The organism is Slackia heliotrinireducens DSM 20476 (assembly GCF_000023885.1).
Taxonomy (GTDB): Bacteria; Actinomycetota; Coriobacteriia; order Coriobacteriales; family Eggerthellaceae; genus Slackia; species Slackia heliotrinireducens.
The window spans coordinates 976,049-994,958 of the sequence record NC_013165.1; the positions used below are offsets into that span (position 1 = coordinate 976,049).

Below are 18,910 nucleotides of genomic sequence, written 5' to 3' on the forward strand. Positions count from 1 at the left end.
CTCGAAGAGCGCCCCTCGCGAGCGCGGCCACGGAGGCGGGGATCACCCGACCCCATTCCGAACTCGGCAGTTAAGCCCGCCATCGCCGAAAGTACTGCGGAGGAAGTCCGTGGGAGGATAGGACGCCGCGCTCGCGAGGGGCACTTTTGCCTTTGAAGGGGGATTCCCGAAACGGGGTCCCCCCTTCTGTTTTAGGGCCCGTGCCGCCGCCTGGTTTTACGCCGGGCGTTTTCTTTTTTGACCTATAAATGTATGTTGCCGCAGTCGCAAACAGAATGTGCATTTTATTCCGAGGGATTGTTTTGGTACAACGTTGGATGATGTTTCGGTGTCATCTATCTGCGTATTTAGGTCTATCCATATTGTCTGTGTATAATACTTAACGTAAAACGATGCTAAACATAGAGGACTGATTATGACTGAACCTACTGGGGATAAGCATGCTGTTGCCCTTGCGGCTATGGGCGATCCCAATCTTCTGAGCGAGCTCGTATCCAATCTCGGAAGCTCATCTCGGCGATTACGCCAGAATTCTGCTTCGGCTATTACGGAAGTTGCGAATGCTGATGCAAATTTGCTCGCGGATCACATTTCCAGCATTGCTGCTGCACTGAGTCGCCATGAAGCTCAGACGCGCTGGGAATGCCTCGATGCCCTGACGCTTCTTGTGGACGTGGATTCCCGAGCCTGTGAAAAGGCTATTGTCGGCGCTGATGCGGCCTTGTTTGACGAAGGACCTGGCACGTTGCATCTTTCCGCAATGCGTTTCCTCTGCAAACTGGGTGCTACAACGCAAAAACGTAGCGAAAAGACCTGGGATTACATCGACGAGGCCATCCAGTGCTACCACGGCGACCCGGAGTTTTACGAAATGCTGAACGCCGTCATCGGCTTCTCGAAAGGAGCTTTGGCGCCCTCCGTTAAGCGAGGTCTGAAAGAACGCATGGTCTTCGATGCCGAAAACGCTAAAGGCCTGCTCCAGCGCCGCGCGCAGGAAATCATCGATAATCTTGCATAGATTCAGCCGGTTCGCCGGCTTTCTTTTTTTTGGTAACGCTATGAACCCATTTACCAGAATGCAACAAACGCAGACTATCACCTGTGGTTTGATAGAATATAGTGTCATTCACTGCGGGTTCAGGGGAGTCTGCAGCAAGGTGCATTTGTGGTTATAGGAGGTAGGGGCTTGTCTAGGACAGATACGTTGAAATACGCAGGAAAGACCTGTGAGATTTATCCTGTCGGCTCGGTTGAGAACGCTGAGAGGATGCCGTATACCCTGCGCATCCTGATCGAGAACGTGCTTCGCGAGGCGGACACGTCTGAAGATGCGATGCTGTATGCGAACCGTATCGTTGAAGCCGGGCTTTCGGGAGTCCAGGGTGGCGAAATCGAGTACATGCCCGCCCGCGTTCTGCTGCAGGACTTCACCGGCGTTCCTGTGTTCGTCGACCTTGCGGCCATGCGCCAGTCCGCAGCCGATTTGGGTGGCGATCCCAACGCGATTAACCCCCAGATTCCTCTGGATCTGGTTATCGACCATTCCGTCATCGCCGATTCGGCCGGGTCGGAAGATTCCTTCCGCTGCAACATGGCTATGGAATTCAAGCGCAATGCGGAGCGCTATCGCTTCTTGAAGTGGTCCCAGCAGTCCTTCGAAAACGTGCGCATCGTGCCTCCTGGAGTCGGCATCTGCCATCAAATAAACGTCGAGCGTTTTGCGCAGGGTGTTATGACCAGGCAGCAGGACGGCGGCGAGGTCGCGTATTTCGACACGGTCGTCGGCACCGATAGCCATACTACGACCGCTAACGGCATCGCCGTGTTGTCCTGGGGCGTAGGCGGCATCGAGGCCGAAGCCGCATGCCTCGGCCAACCCATTACGACGCTGGTTCCCAAGGTCATCGGCATCCATCTTACAGGTAAGCTCTCCGAAGGCGTGAGCGCTATGGACGTCGCACTCACCTTTGCGAAGATCCTGCGTGCCAAGGGTGTTGTCGGTTGCTTCGTCGAGTGCTTCGGCGACGGTGTTGCCACGCTTTCCGCAACGCAGCGCGCCTGCATCGCCAATATGACGCCGGAATACGGCAGCACCTGCACGTTCTTCCCGGTTGACGAACAGACGCTCGACTACCTCAGGCTCACGGGACGCAGCGACGAGCAGATCGAGCTCGTCGAGGCGTACGCCAAGGCCCAGGGTCTGTGGAGCACGGATGCAAATCGCGTGTACAGCGACGTCATCGAGCTCGACCTGGGTACGGTGACCCGTTCGCTGGCAGGCCCCAGTCGTCCTCACGACCAGATTCCTTTCGCAGGTGCCCGCGATGCATTCAACCAAATCTGCGAAGCGCGCAACCTGGATATGGGCAAGACCGTAACCGTGGATGCCGATGGGGAACAAGTCGAGCTTACTCATGGAGCCATCGCCATTGCTGCGGTGACCAGCTGCACGACGGCCACCGACCCCGCCATGATGGTGGCGTGCGGTCTTATCGCCAAAAAGGCGGCCGATTGCGGCCTGGCTGCAAAACCCTGGGTGAAGCGCGTGCTTGCGCCTGGCAGCCATGCGACGCAGATGCTGCTGGAGCGTGCCGGACTGGCCGAAGGCCTGGGTGCCCTCGGTTTCAACCTGTGCGGATTCGGATGCATGAGCTGCATCGGCAACTCCGGCCCCGTTTGGCCCTACATGCACGACATCGCCAACGACATCGAACTGACCAGCGTGCTTTCCGGCAACCGCAACTTTGAAGGACGCATCTCTCCGGACGTTTCGCAGAACTTCCTCTGCGCGCCTGCCGGCGTTGTAGCGTATGCCTTGACGGGTACGATGGACTTCGATTTCGAAACCCAGCCTCTGGGTACGGATGCCCAAGGCGGGGAGGTGTATCTGCGCGACATTTGGCCGACCGACGCTGAGGTCCAGGCCGTGCTCGACGAGTATCTTACCGCCGAGCTTTTTGAGGAAGCGGCGGAGGGCCTGTACGAAGGCACGCCGGCCTGGCAGGAATTGGACGTGGAGCCCAGCGATTTGTTCGCTTGGGATGAAGATTCCACATACGTCCGTCGGGCCCCCTACTTCGACGGCATGACCATGGGTCTGGATGAGGCGAAGGCCATCACGGGCGCCCGCGTTCTGGTGAACGTCCGCGATTTCATAACCACCGACCACATTTCGCCTGCGGGCAGCATCGCAGCCAACAGCCCTGCAGCCGCATATCTTTCCGAGCGCGGCATCGAGCCTGAGATGTTCAACACGTACGGTTCGCGTCGCGGCAACCATGAGGTCATGGCCCGCGGTGGCTTCGGCAACGTCAAGCTGCGCAACCTTATGGCCGAAGGCACCAGCGGCGGCTGGACGCGCGATCTGACGGACGGCGAGGTCAAGAGCATTTACGAGGCCGCATGCAACTACATGGACGCAGGCATCCCTACGGTTGTGCTTGCCGGCAAGATGTACGGTAGCGGATCGTCCCGCGACTGGGCCGCCAAGGCTCCGTTGCTGCTGGGCGTGAAGGCCGTCTTCGCAGAAAGCTTCGAGCGCATCCATCGTTCGAATCTGATCGGCATGGGCATCCTGCCTCTGCAGTTCATAGAGGGGGAGAGCGTTGACTCCCTGGGCTTGACCGGCGAGGAGACCTTCGCCATTGAATTTGTTGATTACGGAACCGGGATGCCGACGCTTCCCGAGCCCCGTATTGTCCACGTGACAGCCGAAAAAGAAGACGGCTCCGTCGTCGAGTTCCAAGCGACGGTTCGCGTGGATACGCCCACTGAAGGCGCCTATATGGCCCACGGTGGCATTCTCCAATATGTGCTGCGCAATTTAGTCGCAGCCGAATAAGAAAGGATTTCGCATGCCGAGTAACAACAACCCGTTTGCGAGTATCTTCGGTGCCATGTTCGGAAACCCCTTCGGGGGAGCCGGCAATCCGTTCGCCGCAGGTCAGGACGACACCATTCCCGAGGTCGAGTTCACGTCTGCGTCGGACGGCGTCAACAACGTGAAGGAGCGCATCGCCAGCATGACCAAGAAAGGCAAGGTCATCGCCATCATCGTGCTTCTGCTCGTGCTTGCCGGCGGATACTGGTGGTTCCATCCCGCGCTGAGCATCAACAACATCGACCTGTGGGTCGTCGTGGGCGCCATCATGGTGGCCGTGTTCATGCTGCTGCGCGGCGTGCAGCTCAGCTACGACAAGGGCATCGGCGGAAAAGAGAAGGACGCAGCGAAAGCGAAGCGGTTCAAAGTCATCTCGTATCTGCCGCTGATCGTGGTGGCCATCGGCGTCATCGGCCTGCTTCTGTCCATGTCATTCTTCCCGGGCAACGCCAAGAAGTACGCGAACATCCTGCAAACCGAGAACATGGAATTCACCCAGGACATCGAAGAGGTCAACTACAGCGAGATTCCCGTAATCGACCGCAGCTCCGCCGTCCTTTTGGGCAACCGTACCATGGGTACGATGTCCGACCTGGTCAGCCAGTTCGAGATCTCCACGCTGTACAGCCAGATCAACTACAATGACACGCCTGTCCGCGTTAGCCCTCTGGGATATGCCGACCTGTTCAAATGGCTGCAGAACCGCTCGAACGGCATTCCCGCTTACGCAATCGTGGACATGACGTCTCAGGATGCCCAGATCGTGCGTCTTGAGGGCGACCAGACCATCAAATACTCTCAGAGCGAGCCTTTGGCCCGCAACATCGACCGCTACGTGCAGCTGAAGTACCCCTTCTACATGTTCGGTGAGAAGTCCTTCGAAATCGACGAGGACGGCCACGCATGGTGGATCTGCCCGGTCCGTTCGTTCACCATCGGCCTGTTCGGCGGTGAGACCGTCAAGCGCGCCGTCCTGGTGGATGCGTCCACCGGTGAGACCCAGGACCTGGCGGTCGAAGACATCCCCGAATGGGTGGACCGCGTGTACCCCTCCGAGCTGCTTATCCAGCAGTACAACTGGAAGGGCGCCTACACGAACGGTTGGATCAACAGCTGGTTGGGCCAGAACGGCGTGGTTCAGACCACTCCCGGCACCGACAACTCCCTCGGATACAACTACATCGCCATCGATGATGACGTGTGGATGTACACCGGCGTCACCTCTGCCACGGCCGACAACTCCATCGTCGGATTCGTGTTGGTGAACCAGCGTACGGCCGAGAGCCACTTCTATTCGGTGGCCGGTGCGACCGAAGAATCCGCCATGGGCTCCGCCGAAGGCCAGGTTCAGAACCTTCGTTACGAAGCCACCTTCCCCATCTTGATCAACGTGGCTGACACGCCCACCTACTTTATGGCACTTAAGGACGGTGCAGGCCTGGTCAAGAAGTATGCCATGGTCGACATCGAACGCTATCAGAACGTTGCGGTGGGCGACACGGTTGGCGAAACCCAGAAGACCTACGTGGCACTTCTGGCCACCAATGGCGCCATCGGCGGCGACACGGCTCCGGATAGCATCGCAAACACCTCCGGCGTCATCGAGACGGTGGCGACGGCGGTCATCGACGGCAACTCCCATTTCTACCTCACCCTCGAAGGCGATGACCACATCTACGACTTCGCCCTGCCTGGACTGGTGGAAATCGTCGCGTATGTCCCTGGCGACAGGATCTCGTTCGATTACATCCCCGGCGATACGCTGTGCGTTGCCCAAAGCGTCAGTGGCAGCAAAGCGTCGACCGACTCGATCGCCGTTACGGAGGAGGCTCCGGAAGAAGGGGCGGGCGAAGAGCCGGCTACCCAAGGTGCAGCTGCGTAGTTTTGTGACGTGGTTGTGTTGACCTGCAGATTAACTTGACGCAGGTCTCCATGCTCGATAATATGTCCACTTGCGTTCGAAAGAATGCAAGTGGACAATTTAGTTCCGCTGCCGAAGACAGCAGGCACCCGATTGGGTTCAATTGCGAAAGCAGCCAGCCGAGGTGGTAAGCAAATGGAATTTTGCGGCCCCTGAGTCTTCATGGCACGGGGGCCGTTTTCTTTTCGTTTTGCAAACCGGTCCCACCCACTGATGTGGCGGAACGTGGATGTGAAACGAAAAGGAGGTGAAATACATGCCGAACAAGAACAACATCGCTTCCGTCGAGAAGATCACCGAAGAGCTGAAGGCAGCCAACGCCATGTGGGTTGTTGACTACCGTGGTCTGACCGTGAAGGAGGCTGAGGTCCTGCGTCGCGCTGTCCGTGAGGCAGGCGGCCACATGAACGTGCACAAGAACACGCTGGTCAAGCTGGCGCTCAAGGGTCTCGATCAACCCACTCTGGATGATATCCTGGCTGGTCCTTCCGCATTCATCTTTGCCGATGGCGACCCCGTTGCCGCCGCAAAGGTCGTCAAGGAGTATGCGAAGGACAACGAAAAGATGGTTATCAAGGGCGGCGTCATGGAGGGCAGCGCCCTCACTGCAGACGACGTCGAGGCCATCGCTTCTCTGCCTTCGCGCGAGCAGCTGTACGGTCAGATCGCCGGCGCTATCTCTGGTATGGCTCGCGGTCTGGCGGTCGCCCTCAGCGGCCTGCCCCGCGGTCTGGCAGTGGCTACCGCCGCTGTCGCCGAACAGAAGGATGCTGCATAGCATTCGCCCATGCGGCCTAGCCGCATAACACTGCAGCGTTCTTCGTTGCGAAACGTAAAGTAAGCGCCTAAAGGAACGGCGCACATTTGGACAGATCGCATACCGCGGTCATTTTGAAAGGATACTATCATGGCTCTGACCAATGAAGAGATCATCGAGGCATTGAAAGAGATGACCCTGCTCCAGGCTTCCGAACTCGTTAAGGCTATCGAGGAGACCTTCGGCGTTTCCGCCGCTGCTCCCGCTGCCGTTGCTGTCGCTCCCGCTGGCGACGCTCCTGCTGCTGCTGAGCAGACCGAGTTCGACGTCATCCTCGAGGGCTTCGGCGACAACAAGATCGCCGTCATCAAGGCCGTCCGTGAGATCACGGGCCTGGGCCTGAAGGAAGCCAAGGCTGCTGTCGAGTCTGCTCCTGCTCCCATCAAGGAGAAGGTTGCCAAGGAAGAGGCCGAGGACCTCAAGGCCAAGCTCGAGGCTGCTGGCGCTGCTGTCACCGTCAAGTAACTTCGATTCCTTCAAGGAATTCGGGGCGGGGGATGCGAGTCTCCCGCCCTTTTTCTATTCGCAGGTCGAATGCGTTTGAAGCTCGGGCGGTGCGCCGAGCCGACGGGGAGGGCCGTCGGCGCTTCACAATAGCCAGGTGCTGGCTTAGAATGCGAAGGCGACCGAACTGACAAGAAGGGAAGGGCCATGGCTGCCGACAAGTCGAAAGACAAGACCAATGCGATGCGCATGCTGGATGCTGCGAAGGTCGAATACCGGGTGGAACACTACGACCCCGACCTGCCTTTGTCTGGAACGGAAATCGCGAATCTGTTAGGCCAGGATACCGACCAAGTGTTTAAAACCCTGGTCACGGTGGGCAAGAGCGGAGATCATTACGTGTTCATGGTGCCCGTCGAGGCGGAGCTCGACCTGAAGAAGGCCGCCCAGGTAGCGGGTGAGAAGAGCATCGCCATGATTAAATCGAAGGAGCTGCTTCCTCTGACCGGCTACGTCCACGGCGGCTGCAGCCCCCTGGGCATGAAGAAGCTCTTCCCCACGTTCATCGACGAGACAGTTACACTGTTCGACGTGTTCATGTGCTCTGCGGGCAGGCGAGGTTGCCAGATTCAACTCACGTTGGAGGACCTTTTGAAGGTGATTCCTGTTGAGGTTGTGGATGTAACTGCATAACTTGAAAATTTTACTTGCATCATTTCGGCAGCCTTGCGATAATACACGGGCTGCAAAAAGCATGTCCCCATAGTCTAGAGGTCAGGACGCGGCCCTTTCAAGGCTGAGACACGAGTTCGATTCTCGTTGGGGGCACCACCAAAATCTCCCCGCTTTCGAGCGGGTTTTTTCTTTTCTAGGGCATTGTCGGTCGATGCACGCTCCTTGGGACACCTCGGCAACTCAGGTGGAGTACAATGAGCCAATTGTAGATAGGGGTGTTTGTGAACCAGATTGTGTTGCTTCCGTCATACGCGCAGGCCCAAGAGCACCGAAAGGCTCTGGCCGACGTCGGCAGTCCGACGGCTTTGGGTGTCCAGGTGACCACGCAGGATGCGTGGCTGGATGAGCTGTGGTCTCTTTTCGGGGACGGACGGGCCATCGTGGATTCCATGACACGGGACATGCTGCTGGCGTATGCCATGCGCTCCACCGGCGATTTCCCCGTCACGCCCGGCACCCTCATGCTCATATCCCGCATGGTGAAGGAGGGCATGGGCCTGCCTGCTTTCATGAACGCCATGAAGGGGTCTGTACCTGTTACCATCACCCGGACCGAACGTGCGTTGCTAGGCTGTGCTTCCGAATACCATGTCGTGCTTTCCCGTGCGGGGCTTGTTGAGCCGGGTGAGGTCATGGCTGCGTTGCCTGGCTGCGTGCCCAATCGCTATGACTTGACCGTCAAAGGATTCGGCCTGCTGCATCCCGGTCAGCGGGCGTTCTTCGAGGCCATGGGGGGCGGTTCGTTTGCCGAGGAGCCGGCAAGCGACCGCGTGCACGCCCTGGATCAAAGCATCGAAGCGTCTTTTCTGTTCCCGGGCGGCGCCTATGCGCGTCCGTCTTTGGTGGCGGACCAAATTGCGGCATCATGCGCGGAGGGTGCTACGGCCTTTGTGGCCTGCAAGAAACCGCTGGACGTGTACGAAGCGTGCGCTCCTCTTTTGGCAGCCCAGGGCATCACCTGCGGGGTTCGGGCCCGCAAGCGGTTCTTCGACACGGCCTTCGGACGGGCGATCGTATCGCTGTACGAATTCAAATCCGCAGACGAATGCCGTCCAGCGCTGCTGACCGATTTCCTTACGTCTCCGTTTTCGGGGGTGGGCCGAAGGACCGCTTTCGATTTGGACGCCCGCATGCGCGGCAACCGTCTCATCACGAAGGAGGAGTGCCTCGCCCGGGTTCTGGGCGAAAGTGAGCAGGCTCGCTATTGCGACGAGATAGTTTCCGACCTCGATGCCAGCATCCTCATTGGAAGCCTCATCGGGTCTATGCAGGGCAGAAGCGACTGGAGCGATGCCTGCCGTGTCGAGCAGATTGCGGCGGCGTTCGCGCTGCGTCGGGTCATGGAGACCGCTCGCGCATGCGGGCTGGATCTGCCATGCGCCATGATGTTCCTCGAGTTCATGTACGTGAACGTGTCCCAGGCCACGGCCGAGCCGCCCCAGGTGCTGTTCGCCACGCAACAGGAGGCCTCGAACTACCGTCCAGGGTCTTTCGATGTGGTGGTTGCCACCGAGCTGGACAGCGTGTCCTACGCCGTGAAGAACCGGACTGACTCGGTCACGACGTTGTTCGAGAAGCTTGGCATCGATTCCAAAGATGACGCGCTGGCCCGCGTACGTCGCAATTTCGTGGCAACGGAGAATTTGGCCCGCGTTCAGTTCGTCTGCGAGCGCGCCATGAACGACGAGGATGCCAACCCGACATACCCCTGCATCCCGTTGCAGGAATTCATAGATTGCTACCGCGAGAACCCATCGGCCACCGATGACGTGGACGAGACTTACGGCTTGCCGCAGGAGCTTTTGGCCACCGTCAGGTCGAAAGGCGAGGAGGCGCTGTACGAGAATGCGGCGCACGACCTGCAGCCCCAGCAGCCGCAGGTTGTGGTCGACCGTCCGGTTGCAGGGCAGGTGAGCGATGGGTCGAGACATCTCGTGGTGCTGCCCCGCATCGACCGCACGTGCGTCGTGGAGACGCCTTGCCTGTCGCCCAGCCAGATTGAAAGCTATCTGGAATGCCCGCACAAGTGGTTCGCCCATCGCAGGCTGAGGCTCGAAGGCATCGACGAAGGATTCGGGGCCGTCGAGATGGGCGATTTCGCGCATGCGGTGCTGAACGACTTCTACACGGTGTTCATGGAGGAGGGTCATGCCCGCGTGACGGCCGACAACCGAGACCGCGCGGTGGAGGTGCTTGCCGCATGCTTCGACGGGCGCCGAGCCATCCAGGCCGAACCTGCGCACGGAAGGCAGCGGCGCAACCGCTTGGTCGCAACGACCTCGGTGGAGGAGCTGCAGATCGACGCGCTTAAGGACAAGCTGGTTCGGTTCGTCTTGCGAGAAGCGAATATGCTGCCCGATTTCCATCCCCATCTGCTGGAATATGAGATTCCTATCGCGCAAGCCGTGGATTACGCCGGCGTGAAGGTGTTCGGACGGGTGGACCGCGTGGACATAGACGAGGCAGGACGAGCCGTCGTTATCGACTACAAGGGTTCGGTCAGCGAGCGCTACGCTGCGTTCGGAGAAGGCGGCGTGCTTGCAAACGGCAAGGTGCAGGCCCTGATTTACGCTCAGCTGCTCAGGCGTCATCTGGGGTTGGACGTGCGCGGTGCGCTGTATATCTCTTACGGGAAGACGCCTGTCATTCGCGGCGCCTACGACGGCAGCCTGATGGGCAAACTCGACCTGCCCGGATGCAAGGTTGCCACCTGCGAGTTCCACCCCGTCGACGGACGGGATTTCGGCTCGGTGCTGGATGAGACCGAGGAGCGGGTTGCCGAGCATATCAAACATCTTCTCGAGGGTATCATCGAACCGGCTCCGGCCTATGCAACGGTGTGCGACTGGTGCCCCGTCAAATCCTGTCCGAAGCGAGGCGCAGATGAATAAAGAAACGCTCACACCTCCTCAGAGGGCAAGCGTCGAAACTTTGGACCGGCCGCTTGTCATTTCTGCAGGTGCCGGCAGCGGCAAAACGTTCACGTTGACGCAGCGAATCGCCTGGGCTTTGCTTCCCGGCTCGGGCGAGGGGGGCGATCCTTTCGTCGACAGCATCGATGAGGTCATGGCCATTACGTTCACCACCAAGGCGGCCCAGGAGATCAAGGCGCGTGTGAAGAGTACCCTACGGGCGGAAGGCATGGTGGAGGAGTCGCTGAAGGTCGATTCCGCGTGGATCTCCACCATCCACGGGATGTGTTCGCGCATCCTGCGGGAACATGCGTTGGAAATCGGCATCGACCCGGCGTTCACGGTGTTGAACGAAGCGGACGCGACCGACATGATGGAGCGTGCCATCCAGACCGTGCTCTCCCAGGCCGATGAGCTGATGTCTCCCGAAGGCATGGACGGGCTGTTCGCCGAGTACTCCATCAGACCCAACGCTTTCGGCGGCGAATCCATCGAGCGCATGATTCGCTCTTTGGCAAATGCGGCGGCCTCGTCGCCTGCGGGATTCGATGCCCTGCGCGTGCCGCCAGAAGGGCGCGGTTGGACAGACCTGCTTCGTGCAGCGTGGCAGACCTGGGAAGACATGGGCGGGGTGGTGCGCAACCTGAAGGCCAGCGCCACCAGGGATGCCCTGCTTGCCAAGGGGGATGACGCCGCCGAGGCGGTGCAGGCCTTGCTTATGTCAGGGGAGGAGCCTACTCCTGAGGCGTGCCTGGAGATTCTTTCCCAGTTCCCCGATCCGAACGGCCGTATCGGACGCAGCGACGAGGCGTATTGCGAAGGCAAACCGAGGTGGAAGCAGATGTGGTCGCTTTTGGCGGGAGAGGCTTTGTGCAAGCTGTCTCGCCCGTTCGTCAACGATCTGATCACCTTGTCCAAACGGGTGCTTAAGGAATACGAGGCCCTGAAATCGGCGGCGTACGCACTGGACAACACCGACCTTCTGGTACTGGCGTTCAGGGCGTTCGACCAGCATCCCGAAATAGCCGACCAATACGCGCGAACATTCAAGCTGGTCATGATCGACGAGTTCCAAGACACCGACCAGCTGCAGATAGACATGATCTCCCACATGGCGGGCGAAGGTTTGGAGCGGCTGTGCACGGTGGGCGACGCCCAGCAGAGCATCTACCGTTTCCGCGGGGCGGACGTGGACGTGTACCGCCGGCATGTGGAGCGGATGCAGAAGCGCGACGATGCGGTGTATGTGGAGCTGCACGATAACTTCCGCAGCCATGCAGACGTGCTGTCGTTCGTGGACTGCCTGTTCGGCCGAAGCTGGATGTTCGGCGATGCCTTCATGTCGTTGGCGCCTGGCCGAAACGAAGCCAAGGTGAAGCGGCCGTACCGCAGCGACACACCTCGCATCCAGCTGCAACTGGTGGAACGGGAGCAGCGCGACACCGCCGCCGAGAGGGCGACTGGAGCCGACGCCTGCCGCATCGAGGCGCTGGGCATCGCGAAGCGGTTCTCCGAGCTGCGCCGGGCCGGCCATCCGTCGTCCGACATGGTGGTGCTGCTGGGGCGTATGACCAATGCAGACGTGTACGCCCAGGTCCTGCGCGATGCGGGTTTCGAGTGCGTCATAGCGGGCGGCTCCCTGTTCGGCAAGATGCCCGAAACTCTTGTGGTGCTGCGCCTTCTGCAGGTCGCAGCCGACCCCAACGATGCACCGGCGCTTTTCGAAGTGCTGACCAGCGATATGTTCGCCCTGTCCGCCGACGACCTATTAGAGCTCGCCACGGACCGCACGGCGAAGGAAGGCCTTCGCAAGCGGGACATCTCCAAGGGGCTGTTCCGCCTGCATGCCGATATGGAAGAGGGGATGCCGGCAAGCCCGGCGCTCAGGCATGCGGTGGAGGTGCTTCGGGACATGTGCTTCCGGGCGGGCAGCGATGCGCCTGATCGGATTTTGACTGAGGCGCTGGTGCGCTCCGGATGGCTTTCCCGCCTGCAGGAGCAAGGGGCCCAGGGCATGGCCGTCGCCGGCAACGTTCTCAAAGCCGTGCGCATGGCAGGCGACATCTGCCAAGAGAACGTGTGCGGCGTTGCCGCTGCGGCCCGGGAGATGGCGGCCCGGCTCGAAAGCTGCAAAGAGGCGCCGGGTGCCCTGTCGGCGGAGGCGGGCGACTTCGTGCGCATCATGACCATCCACGCCAGCAAGGGCCTTGAGTTCCCGATCGTCGCTGTGGCCGATTTCGCGAAGGAACGCCGCTCGTCCGCAGGAAAATTCATGTGCGAAACCATCCGCGGCACAACCTATATATCCCTCATGCCTGGCAACTCCGCCTCCGATCTCGAGGTGCTTACCAAGCGTGCGAAGGCCTATGCATCCGTCGACCCCGAAAAAGATGACGTTGACCTGATAGGGGCCATCGAAAGTGCGGCGTCCCAAACGGAGCTGCGCAGCCTGTTGACCGCTTACGGGATTCAGCAGGAAAAGGAGGAATCCCAGCGTCTGCTGTACGTGGCGTTGACCCGCGCCAGCGAGTCGCTGTTCGTATCGATGCACGTGAAACGGACCAAGCAGCCGGCGGTCTACATCGACACGATGTCCGACATCCGTGCAGGCCTGATGGCCGCGCAAGGTAATGCCGAAGGCGATTTTCCTGATCAGGCCGGCGTGCCGGTGCCGCTTGAGTACGGCGGTTCCGCTCCGGCGCTGTTCACCCGGCTTCCCATCTCACGTGACGTATCGGGCGGCCTGTCCTATCCCGATGCGCTGCAGGGGTTTGCGGCTACGCTTGTGCCCACACAGGCGAGTTCCACCGTGACGTTGCCTGATCCCGGGCGGGGCATCGTGGCCGTGGACGGTGCGCCCAGCGTGTTCGACCGGGGCAACGTGCGTAGCTACTCGTCGTTGGAGGAAGCGCTGCCGGCGGGCTTTCTAGAGGGCGAGACCGATGCGTTGGGGACTGCATCCCCGTCGCCTTTCGGTGCGGTTTCGCTGTCCTACGAAACCGAAGACTCCCGAGCCGCCTACGGATCGTCTCAGGATGTGCTGGACGACCCCTTCGCCGATGACGACGCGTTCTGGGATGAGCTTGCGGCCGACTTGTCGTCCGACACGGACAAGGCGACGGATGTGGGATCGGCGTTCCACGCGCTGGCCCAATGGTCGGTCGAAATGGCGAACGGGCAGGTGGAAGGCGAGGGCCATGCGGTTCCTCTTCCTGTTCCCGACGCGCAGCGCATCGCTGCGGTCATGAAGGTCAACGGAGTGGATGCGGCTAGCCATGTCCGCCTTGAGGAAGCGTTGCTCCGCTGGTACGGAAGTGACGCATGCGCCCGAGCGCTGGCCTGTAAGAACCTTCAGGCCGAAGCCCCGTTCTTCGTGACGGTCCCGGATGATGGCGGCACGGAGCTGTATCTGGAGGGCTCCATCGACCTGCTGGCTTCCGATGGAGGCTTCGATCAGGCTTACATCGTCGACTACAAGACCGGCGGGCACGAGGACGAAACGTCTGAGAAGCTGCAGACCAAGCACCTTCTGCAGGCAACATGCTATGCGTATGCGCTGTTCACGCAGGGATATGGTCGGGTCGACCTTTCTTTCGTCCGCGTCGAGCAGGAAGACGCCGATGCCCCAGGCCAGCCCCAGTGCGTGAACTACTCCTTCACGCTCGAGGACGCCCCCGTCTTGGCGAAGCGCATCCTGTCGGCCTACAAGGCAGGCGGGCGGTCATGACGAGCAAGGCTCCCCATTTCGAGAACGTGTCTCCGGCCGTACACAAGAGCATGACGTCGAACAAGGGCAAGAACACCAAGCCTGAACTGCTGGTGCGCAAACGACTTCGCGAAGACGGGCTTCTGGGGTACCGCGTGCACTGGAAGGTGCCGGGGCACCCCGATGTGGCATGGCCTGGCAAGAAGGTCGCGATCTTCGTCCACGGCTGCTTCTGGCACCGTTGCCCGCACTGCCAGCTTCCCGTGCCGAAGACGAATCAGGAATACTGGATCCCTAAGTTCGAGCGCAATGTCGAGCGGGACCGAGAGAACATTGCCAAGCTGGAATCCGACGGTTGGCGCGTGCATGTCATTTGGGAATGCGAGTTGAAAAAGAAGAACGTCGAGGCCACGTTCGACACGCTTCTGCCCGAACTCCATAAGGAATTGGGCAAGTAGCGGACACGCTCCGTCGCCGTAGCTTATCATGCGGGTGAGCGGCGGTCCTCATTCGATAAGAGCCGTTTGCCCCTCGTATCGCCCCGATGCTTCCGCATCGTTTTGCCGAACCTCGCATTTTCGAGAGGGGTTCTCCACGGAGCCGACACATTTTAATCCGCTTGCCGACAAGAGCGGCGTCACTTGCCGTTGAACACCGAAATCGTTCAGGAACGCGCGGTTCGCACTGATATAGTTACGACGTATTTGTGCGTTCTGTCGAAGGTCCAAAGGGTGGGCTGCAGGCGCATGGCTTTAATCTCGAGGGCGCTCCTTCGACTAGCGCCTTCCACGGACCTTTAGGCTGAGCTCTGACCTTCAAAGGGGGAAGACATGACACGAAAATTCAAGTCGATGGATGGCAACAACGCCGCGGCGTACGTATCCTATGCGTTCACCGAGGTTGCCGGTATCTATCCGATTACGCCGTCGAGCCCGATGGCAGACCTGGTGGACCAGTGGTCTGCTCAGGGTCGGAAGAACATCTTCGGCACCACCGTCAAGGTGTGCGAGATGCAGAGCGAAGGCGGCGCCGCCGGCACCGTGCATGGCTCGCTGACCGCGGGCGCGTTGACCACCACCTACACCGCTTCCCAGGGCCTGCTGCTCATGATCCCGAACATGTACAAGATCGCCGCCGAGCAGCTGCCGGCCGTCTTCCATGTGAGCGCGCGTACCGTGGCAACCCACGCGCTGAACATCTTCGGTGACCACTCCGACGTCATGGCATGCCGTCAGACCGGCTTCGCCATGCTGGCCGAAAGCAACGTCCAGGAGATCATGGACCTGTCTGCCGTGGCTCATCTGGCCGCCATCAAGGGCCGCGTTCCGTTCCTGAACTTCTTCGACGGCTTCCGCACCTCCCATGAGATTCAGAAGGTCGCCGTTTGGGATTACGCCGACCTCGCCGAAATGTGCGACTTCGACGCTGTGAACGCATTCCGCGACCACTGCCTGAATCCCGAGCATCCCGCCATGCGCGGCAGCCATGAGAACGGCGACGTGTTCTTCCAGCACCGCGAGGCCTGCAACAGCGTGTACGACGCACTGCCGGCCGTGGTTGAGGATTACATGCACCAGGTCAACGCCAAGCTGGGCACCAACTACGAGCTGTTCAACTATTACGGCGCCGAAGACGCCGACCGCGTGATCGTGGCCATGGGCAGCTTCTGCGACGTTGCCGAAGAGGTCATCGACTACCTGAACGCCCACGGCGAGAAGGTGGGTTTGATCAAGGTTCGCCTGTACCGTCCGTTCGTGTCTGCGAAGTTCGCGGCGGCGCTGCCGAAGACCTGCACCAAGCTGGCTGTTCTGGACCGCACCAAGGAGCCGGGTTCGCTGGGCGAACCTCTGTACCTGGATGTCGTCAGCGCTCTGGCTCATGAGGGCATCACCGGAATCACGGTGTGCGGCGGCCGTTACGGCTTGGGTTCGAAGGACACCCCGCCCGCATCCGTGTTCGCCATCTTCAAGGAGCTCGAGAAGGACGACCCGAAGCGCGAGTTCACCATCGGCATCGTCGACGACGTGACGAACCTGTCCCTCGAAGAGGATCCGAACTGCCCGAACACCGCTTCCGAAGGCACCATCGAGTGCAAGTTCTGGGGTCTGGGCGGCGACGGCACCGTCGGCGCGAACAAGAACTCGATCAAGATCATCGGCGACCATACCGACAAGTACGTGCAGGCTTACTTCCAGTACGACTCCAAGAAGACCGGCGGCATCACCGTCAGCCACCTGCGTTTCGGCGACACGTTCATCCGCAGCCCGTACTATGTGAACAAGGCCGACTTCGTTGCGTGCCACATGCCTGCATACATCACCAAGGGCTTCCCGATCGTCCGCGACGTCAAGCCGGGCGGCACGCTGCTCATCAACTGCCAGTGGGATCTGGAAGAGCTCGAGCATCATTTGTCCGCCGAAGCCAAGCGTTACATCGCGGCAAATGATATCAACCTGTACACCATCAACGCCATCGACCTGGCCATCGAAATCGGCATGGGCAAGCGTACCAACACCATCCTTCAGTCCGCATTCTTCGCGCTGGCCAATGTTTTGCCTGCCGAAGAGGCCATCCAGTACATGAAGGATGCCGCCACGAAGAGCTACATGAAGAAGGGCCAGGACGTGGTGGACAAGAACCATCGCGCCATCGAGGTGGGCGCAACCGCCTTCGTCAAGGTCGACGTGCCCGCATCCTGGGCCGACGCCGTTGACGAGACCGTGGTTGAAGAGCTTGAGGGACGCCCCGAGCTGGTCAAACAGGTCCAGGGCATCATGCGGCCGATCGGTCTGATGAACGGCGACAGCCTGCCTGTTTCCGCCTTCATGGATCACGTGGACGGCCAGTTCGAATTGGGCGCCGCCGCATACGAGAAGCGCGGCGTTGCCGTGAGCGTCCCTGCTTGGAACGCCGAGAAGTGCATCCAGTGCAACCAGTGCTCTTTCGCCTGCCCCCATGCCACCATCCGTCCGTTCGCTCTGGACGCCGACGAAGCCGCCGCTGCGCCTGAGAACACCGTGCTGCTGCCGATGAAGGGCAAGGCCAAGGACCTGTATCAGTACACGCTGGCCGTCTCGCCGATGGACTGCATGGGCTGCGGCGTTTGCGTTGACGTGTGCGCGGGCAACCAGTCAATCCTGAGGAAGAACCCTGAAGCCAAGCCCGAAGAGCTGGTGCTGCACATGGTTCCGTTGGAGAACCGACTGGACGACCAGAAGGTGTTCGACTACTGCGTGGCCAACGTGGCCGAAAAACCCGAAATCCAGGGCAATACCGTGAAGGACAGCCAGTTCAAGCAGCCGATGCTCGAGTTCTCCGGCGCCTGCGCAGGCTGCGCCGAGACCAGCTACGCACGCCTGGTGACCCAGCTGTTCGGCGAGCGCATGTACGTGGCCAACGCCACGGGCTGCAGCTCCATTTGGGGCAACCCGGCTGCGACCAGCCCTTACACCACCAACAAGCAGGGCTTCGGTCCCGCATGGAACAACTCCCTGTTCGAGGACAACGCCGAACACGGCCTGGGCATGCTGCTCGGCTACGAAGCGGTGCGCGACAAGGTCATGGGCGAGACCATGGAACTGGTTGCCCAGGATTGCGGCGACGAGCTTACCGATGCAGCGCTGGCCTGGATCAATGCGCGCAACGACTCCGCTGAATCCAAGGTTGCGGCAGCTGCCTTCATCAAGCAGCTGGAAGCTGCGGCGCAGGGCGAAGGCGAAGCTGCCGAATTGGCGCAGGGTATCCTTGAGAACCGCGAGTTCCTGACCAAGAAGAGCTTCTGGATCTTCGGCGGCGACGGCTGGGCATACGACATCGGTTACGGCGGCTTGGACCACGTCATGGCAAGCGGCAAGGATGTCAACATCTTCGTCTTCGACACCGAGGTGTACTCCAACACCGGCGGTCAGGCCTCCAAGGCGTCCAACATCGGCCAGGTGGCGCAGTTCGCCGCGGCCGGCAAGGAAATCAAGAAGAAGAGCCTGGCCGAACTGGCCATCTCCTACGGCTACGTGTACGTTGCCCAGGTGGCCATGGGTGCCAACCCGAACCAGACCATCAAGGCCATCGCCGAGGCCGAGGCGTATCCCGGACCGTCCATCATCATCGGCTACAGCCCCTGCGAGATGCACTCCATCAAGGGCGGCATGAAGAACAGCCAGGCCGAGATGAAGCGTGCGGTGGAATGCGGATACTGGAACCTGTACCGCTACAACCCGGCTGCCGAGCCTGGCCAGAGGTTCACGCTGGACAGCAAGGAGCCCGCAGGCGGTTACCGCGAGTTCCTGATGAACGAGGCACGCTACAGCCGTCTGACCCGCGAGTTCCCGGAGCGCGCTGAGGAACTGTTCGTGCGCAACGAGGCTGCGGCCATGGAACGCTACAACCATCTGGTGAAGCTGAAGGAGATGTTCTCCGAGGCATAAGGCCTGAAGGTCCATATGGAAACGAAAAGGGAGGGGCTTCGGCTCCTCCCTTTCTTGTTCGCCCCGCTGTT

General features: G+C 60.3%; 10 protein-coding genes, 1 tRNA gene, 1 rRNA gene and 1 other annotated feature. All 12 genes read left to right on the plus strand.

The genetic code is table 11. The features are described from left to right. Nucleotides 1-19 precede the first annotated feature (19 nt). Nucleotides 20-134, plus strand: a 5S ribosomal RNA gene (rrf, locus tag SHEL_RS04110). Between the two features lie 281 nt (nt 135-415). Beyond that, the gene (locus SHEL_RS04115; protein ID WP_012797997.1) at nt 416-1,018 is read left to right on the plus strand and encodes a hypothetical protein; all 603 of its coding nucleotides are present in this window, start codon (nt 416-418) and stop codon (nt 1,016-1,018) included. 168 nt (nt 1,019-1,186) lie between these two features. Next, a complete protein-coding gene (gene acnA / locus SHEL_RS04120; RefSeq protein WP_012797998.1) occupies nt 1,187-3,841 on the plus strand; it encodes an aconitate hydratase AcnA in 2,655 nt (884 codons plus the stop codon). Between the two features lie 13 nt (nt 3,842-3,854). Then, nucleotides 3,855-5,762 (plus strand): Tat pathway signal sequence, encoded by a 1,908-nt coding sequence (locus SHEL_RS04125; protein WP_012797999.1) that lies wholly within the window; start codon nt 3,855-3,857, stop codon nt 5,760-5,762. A 93-nt stretch (nt 5,763-5,855) separates the two neighbouring features. Next, nucleotides 5,856-5,993, plus strand: a sequence feature (ribosomal protein L10 leader region). 64 nt (nt 5,994-6,057) lie between these two features. Continuing rightward, nucleotides 6,058-6,579, plus strand: a complete 522-nt coding sequence (gene rplJ, locus SHEL_RS04130; RefSeq protein ID WP_012798000.1) for a 50S ribosomal protein L10 — start codon at nt 6,058-6,060, stop codon at nt 6,577-6,579. Between the two features lie 129 nt (nt 6,580-6,708). Further along, nucleotides 6,709-7,083, plus strand: coding sequence for a 50S ribosomal protein L7/L12 (gene rplL, locus SHEL_RS04135; protein ID WP_012798001.1), 375 nt, complete (start codon nt 6,709-6,711; stop codon nt 7,081-7,083). A gap of 186 nt (nt 7,084-7,269) precedes the next feature. Next, nucleotides 7,270-7,755, plus strand: coding sequence for a Cys-tRNA(Pro) deacylase (ybaK, locus tag SHEL_RS04140; RefSeq protein WP_012798002.1), 486 nt, complete (start codon nt 7,270-7,272; stop codon nt 7,753-7,755). A 63-nt stretch (nt 7,756-7,818) separates the two neighbouring features. Further along, nucleotides 7,819-7,893: transfer RNA gene (locus SHEL_RS04145), tRNA-Glu, on the plus strand. Nucleotides 7,894-8,018: 125 nt separating this feature from the next. Then, nucleotides 8,019-10,688, plus strand: a complete 2,670-nt coding sequence (locus SHEL_RS04150; RefSeq protein ID WP_012798003.1) for a PD-(D/E)XK nuclease family protein — start codon at nt 8,019-8,021, stop codon at nt 10,686-10,688. After that, the gene (locus SHEL_RS04155) at nt 10,681-14,436 is read left to right on the plus strand and encodes a UvrD-helicase domain-containing protein (protein ID WP_012798004.1); all 3,756 of its coding nucleotides are present in this window, start codon (nt 10,681-10,683) and stop codon (nt 14,434-14,436) included. The genes SHEL_RS04150 and SHEL_RS04155 overlap by 8 nt, the downstream gene beginning before the upstream one ends. Next, entirely contained in the window at nt 14,433-14,873 is a 441-nt protein-coding gene (locus SHEL_RS04160) for a very short patch repair endonuclease (protein ID WP_012798005.1), read from the plus strand. Before SHEL_RS04155 ends, SHEL_RS04160 begins: the two co-directional genes overlap by 4 nt. A 372-nt stretch (nt 14,874-15,245) precedes the next feature. Then, nucleotides 15,246-18,839, plus strand: a complete 3,594-nt coding sequence (gene nifJ / locus SHEL_RS04165; protein ID WP_012798006.1) for a pyruvate:ferredoxin (flavodoxin) oxidoreductase — start codon at nt 15,246-15,248, stop codon at nt 18,837-18,839. The last annotated feature ends 71 nt before the right edge of the window (nt 18,840-18,910 follow it).

Coding starts and splice junctions, on each gene's coding strand:
- SHEL_RS04115 (WP_012797997.1), top strand. CDS start 416: ATGACTGAACCTACTGGGGATAAGCATGCTGTTGCCCTTGCGGCTATG.
- SHEL_RS04125 (WP_012797999.1), top strand. CDS start 3,855: ATGCCGAGTAACAACAACCCGTTTGCGAGTATCTTCGGTGCCATGTTC.
- rplJ (WP_012798000.1), top strand. CDS start 6,058: ATGCCGAACAAGAACAACATCGCTTCCGTCGAGAAGATCACCGAAGAG.
- rplL (WP_012798001.1), top strand. CDS start 6,709: ATGGCTCTGACCAATGAAGAGATCATCGAGGCATTGAAAGAGATGACC.
- ybaK (WP_012798002.1), top strand. CDS start 7,270: ATGGCTGCCGACAAGTCGAAAGACAAGACCAATGCGATGCGCATGCTG.
- SHEL_RS04155 (WP_012798004.1), top strand. CDS start 10,681: ATGAATAAAGAAACGCTCACACCTCCTCAGAGGGCAAGCGTCGAAACT.
- SHEL_RS04160 (WP_012798005.1), top strand. CDS start 14,433: ATGACGAGCAAGGCTCCCCATTTCGAGAACGTGTCTCCGGCCGTACAC.
- nifJ (WP_012798006.1), top strand. CDS start 15,246: ATGACACGAAAATTCAAGTCGATGGATGGCAACAACGCCGCGGCGTAC.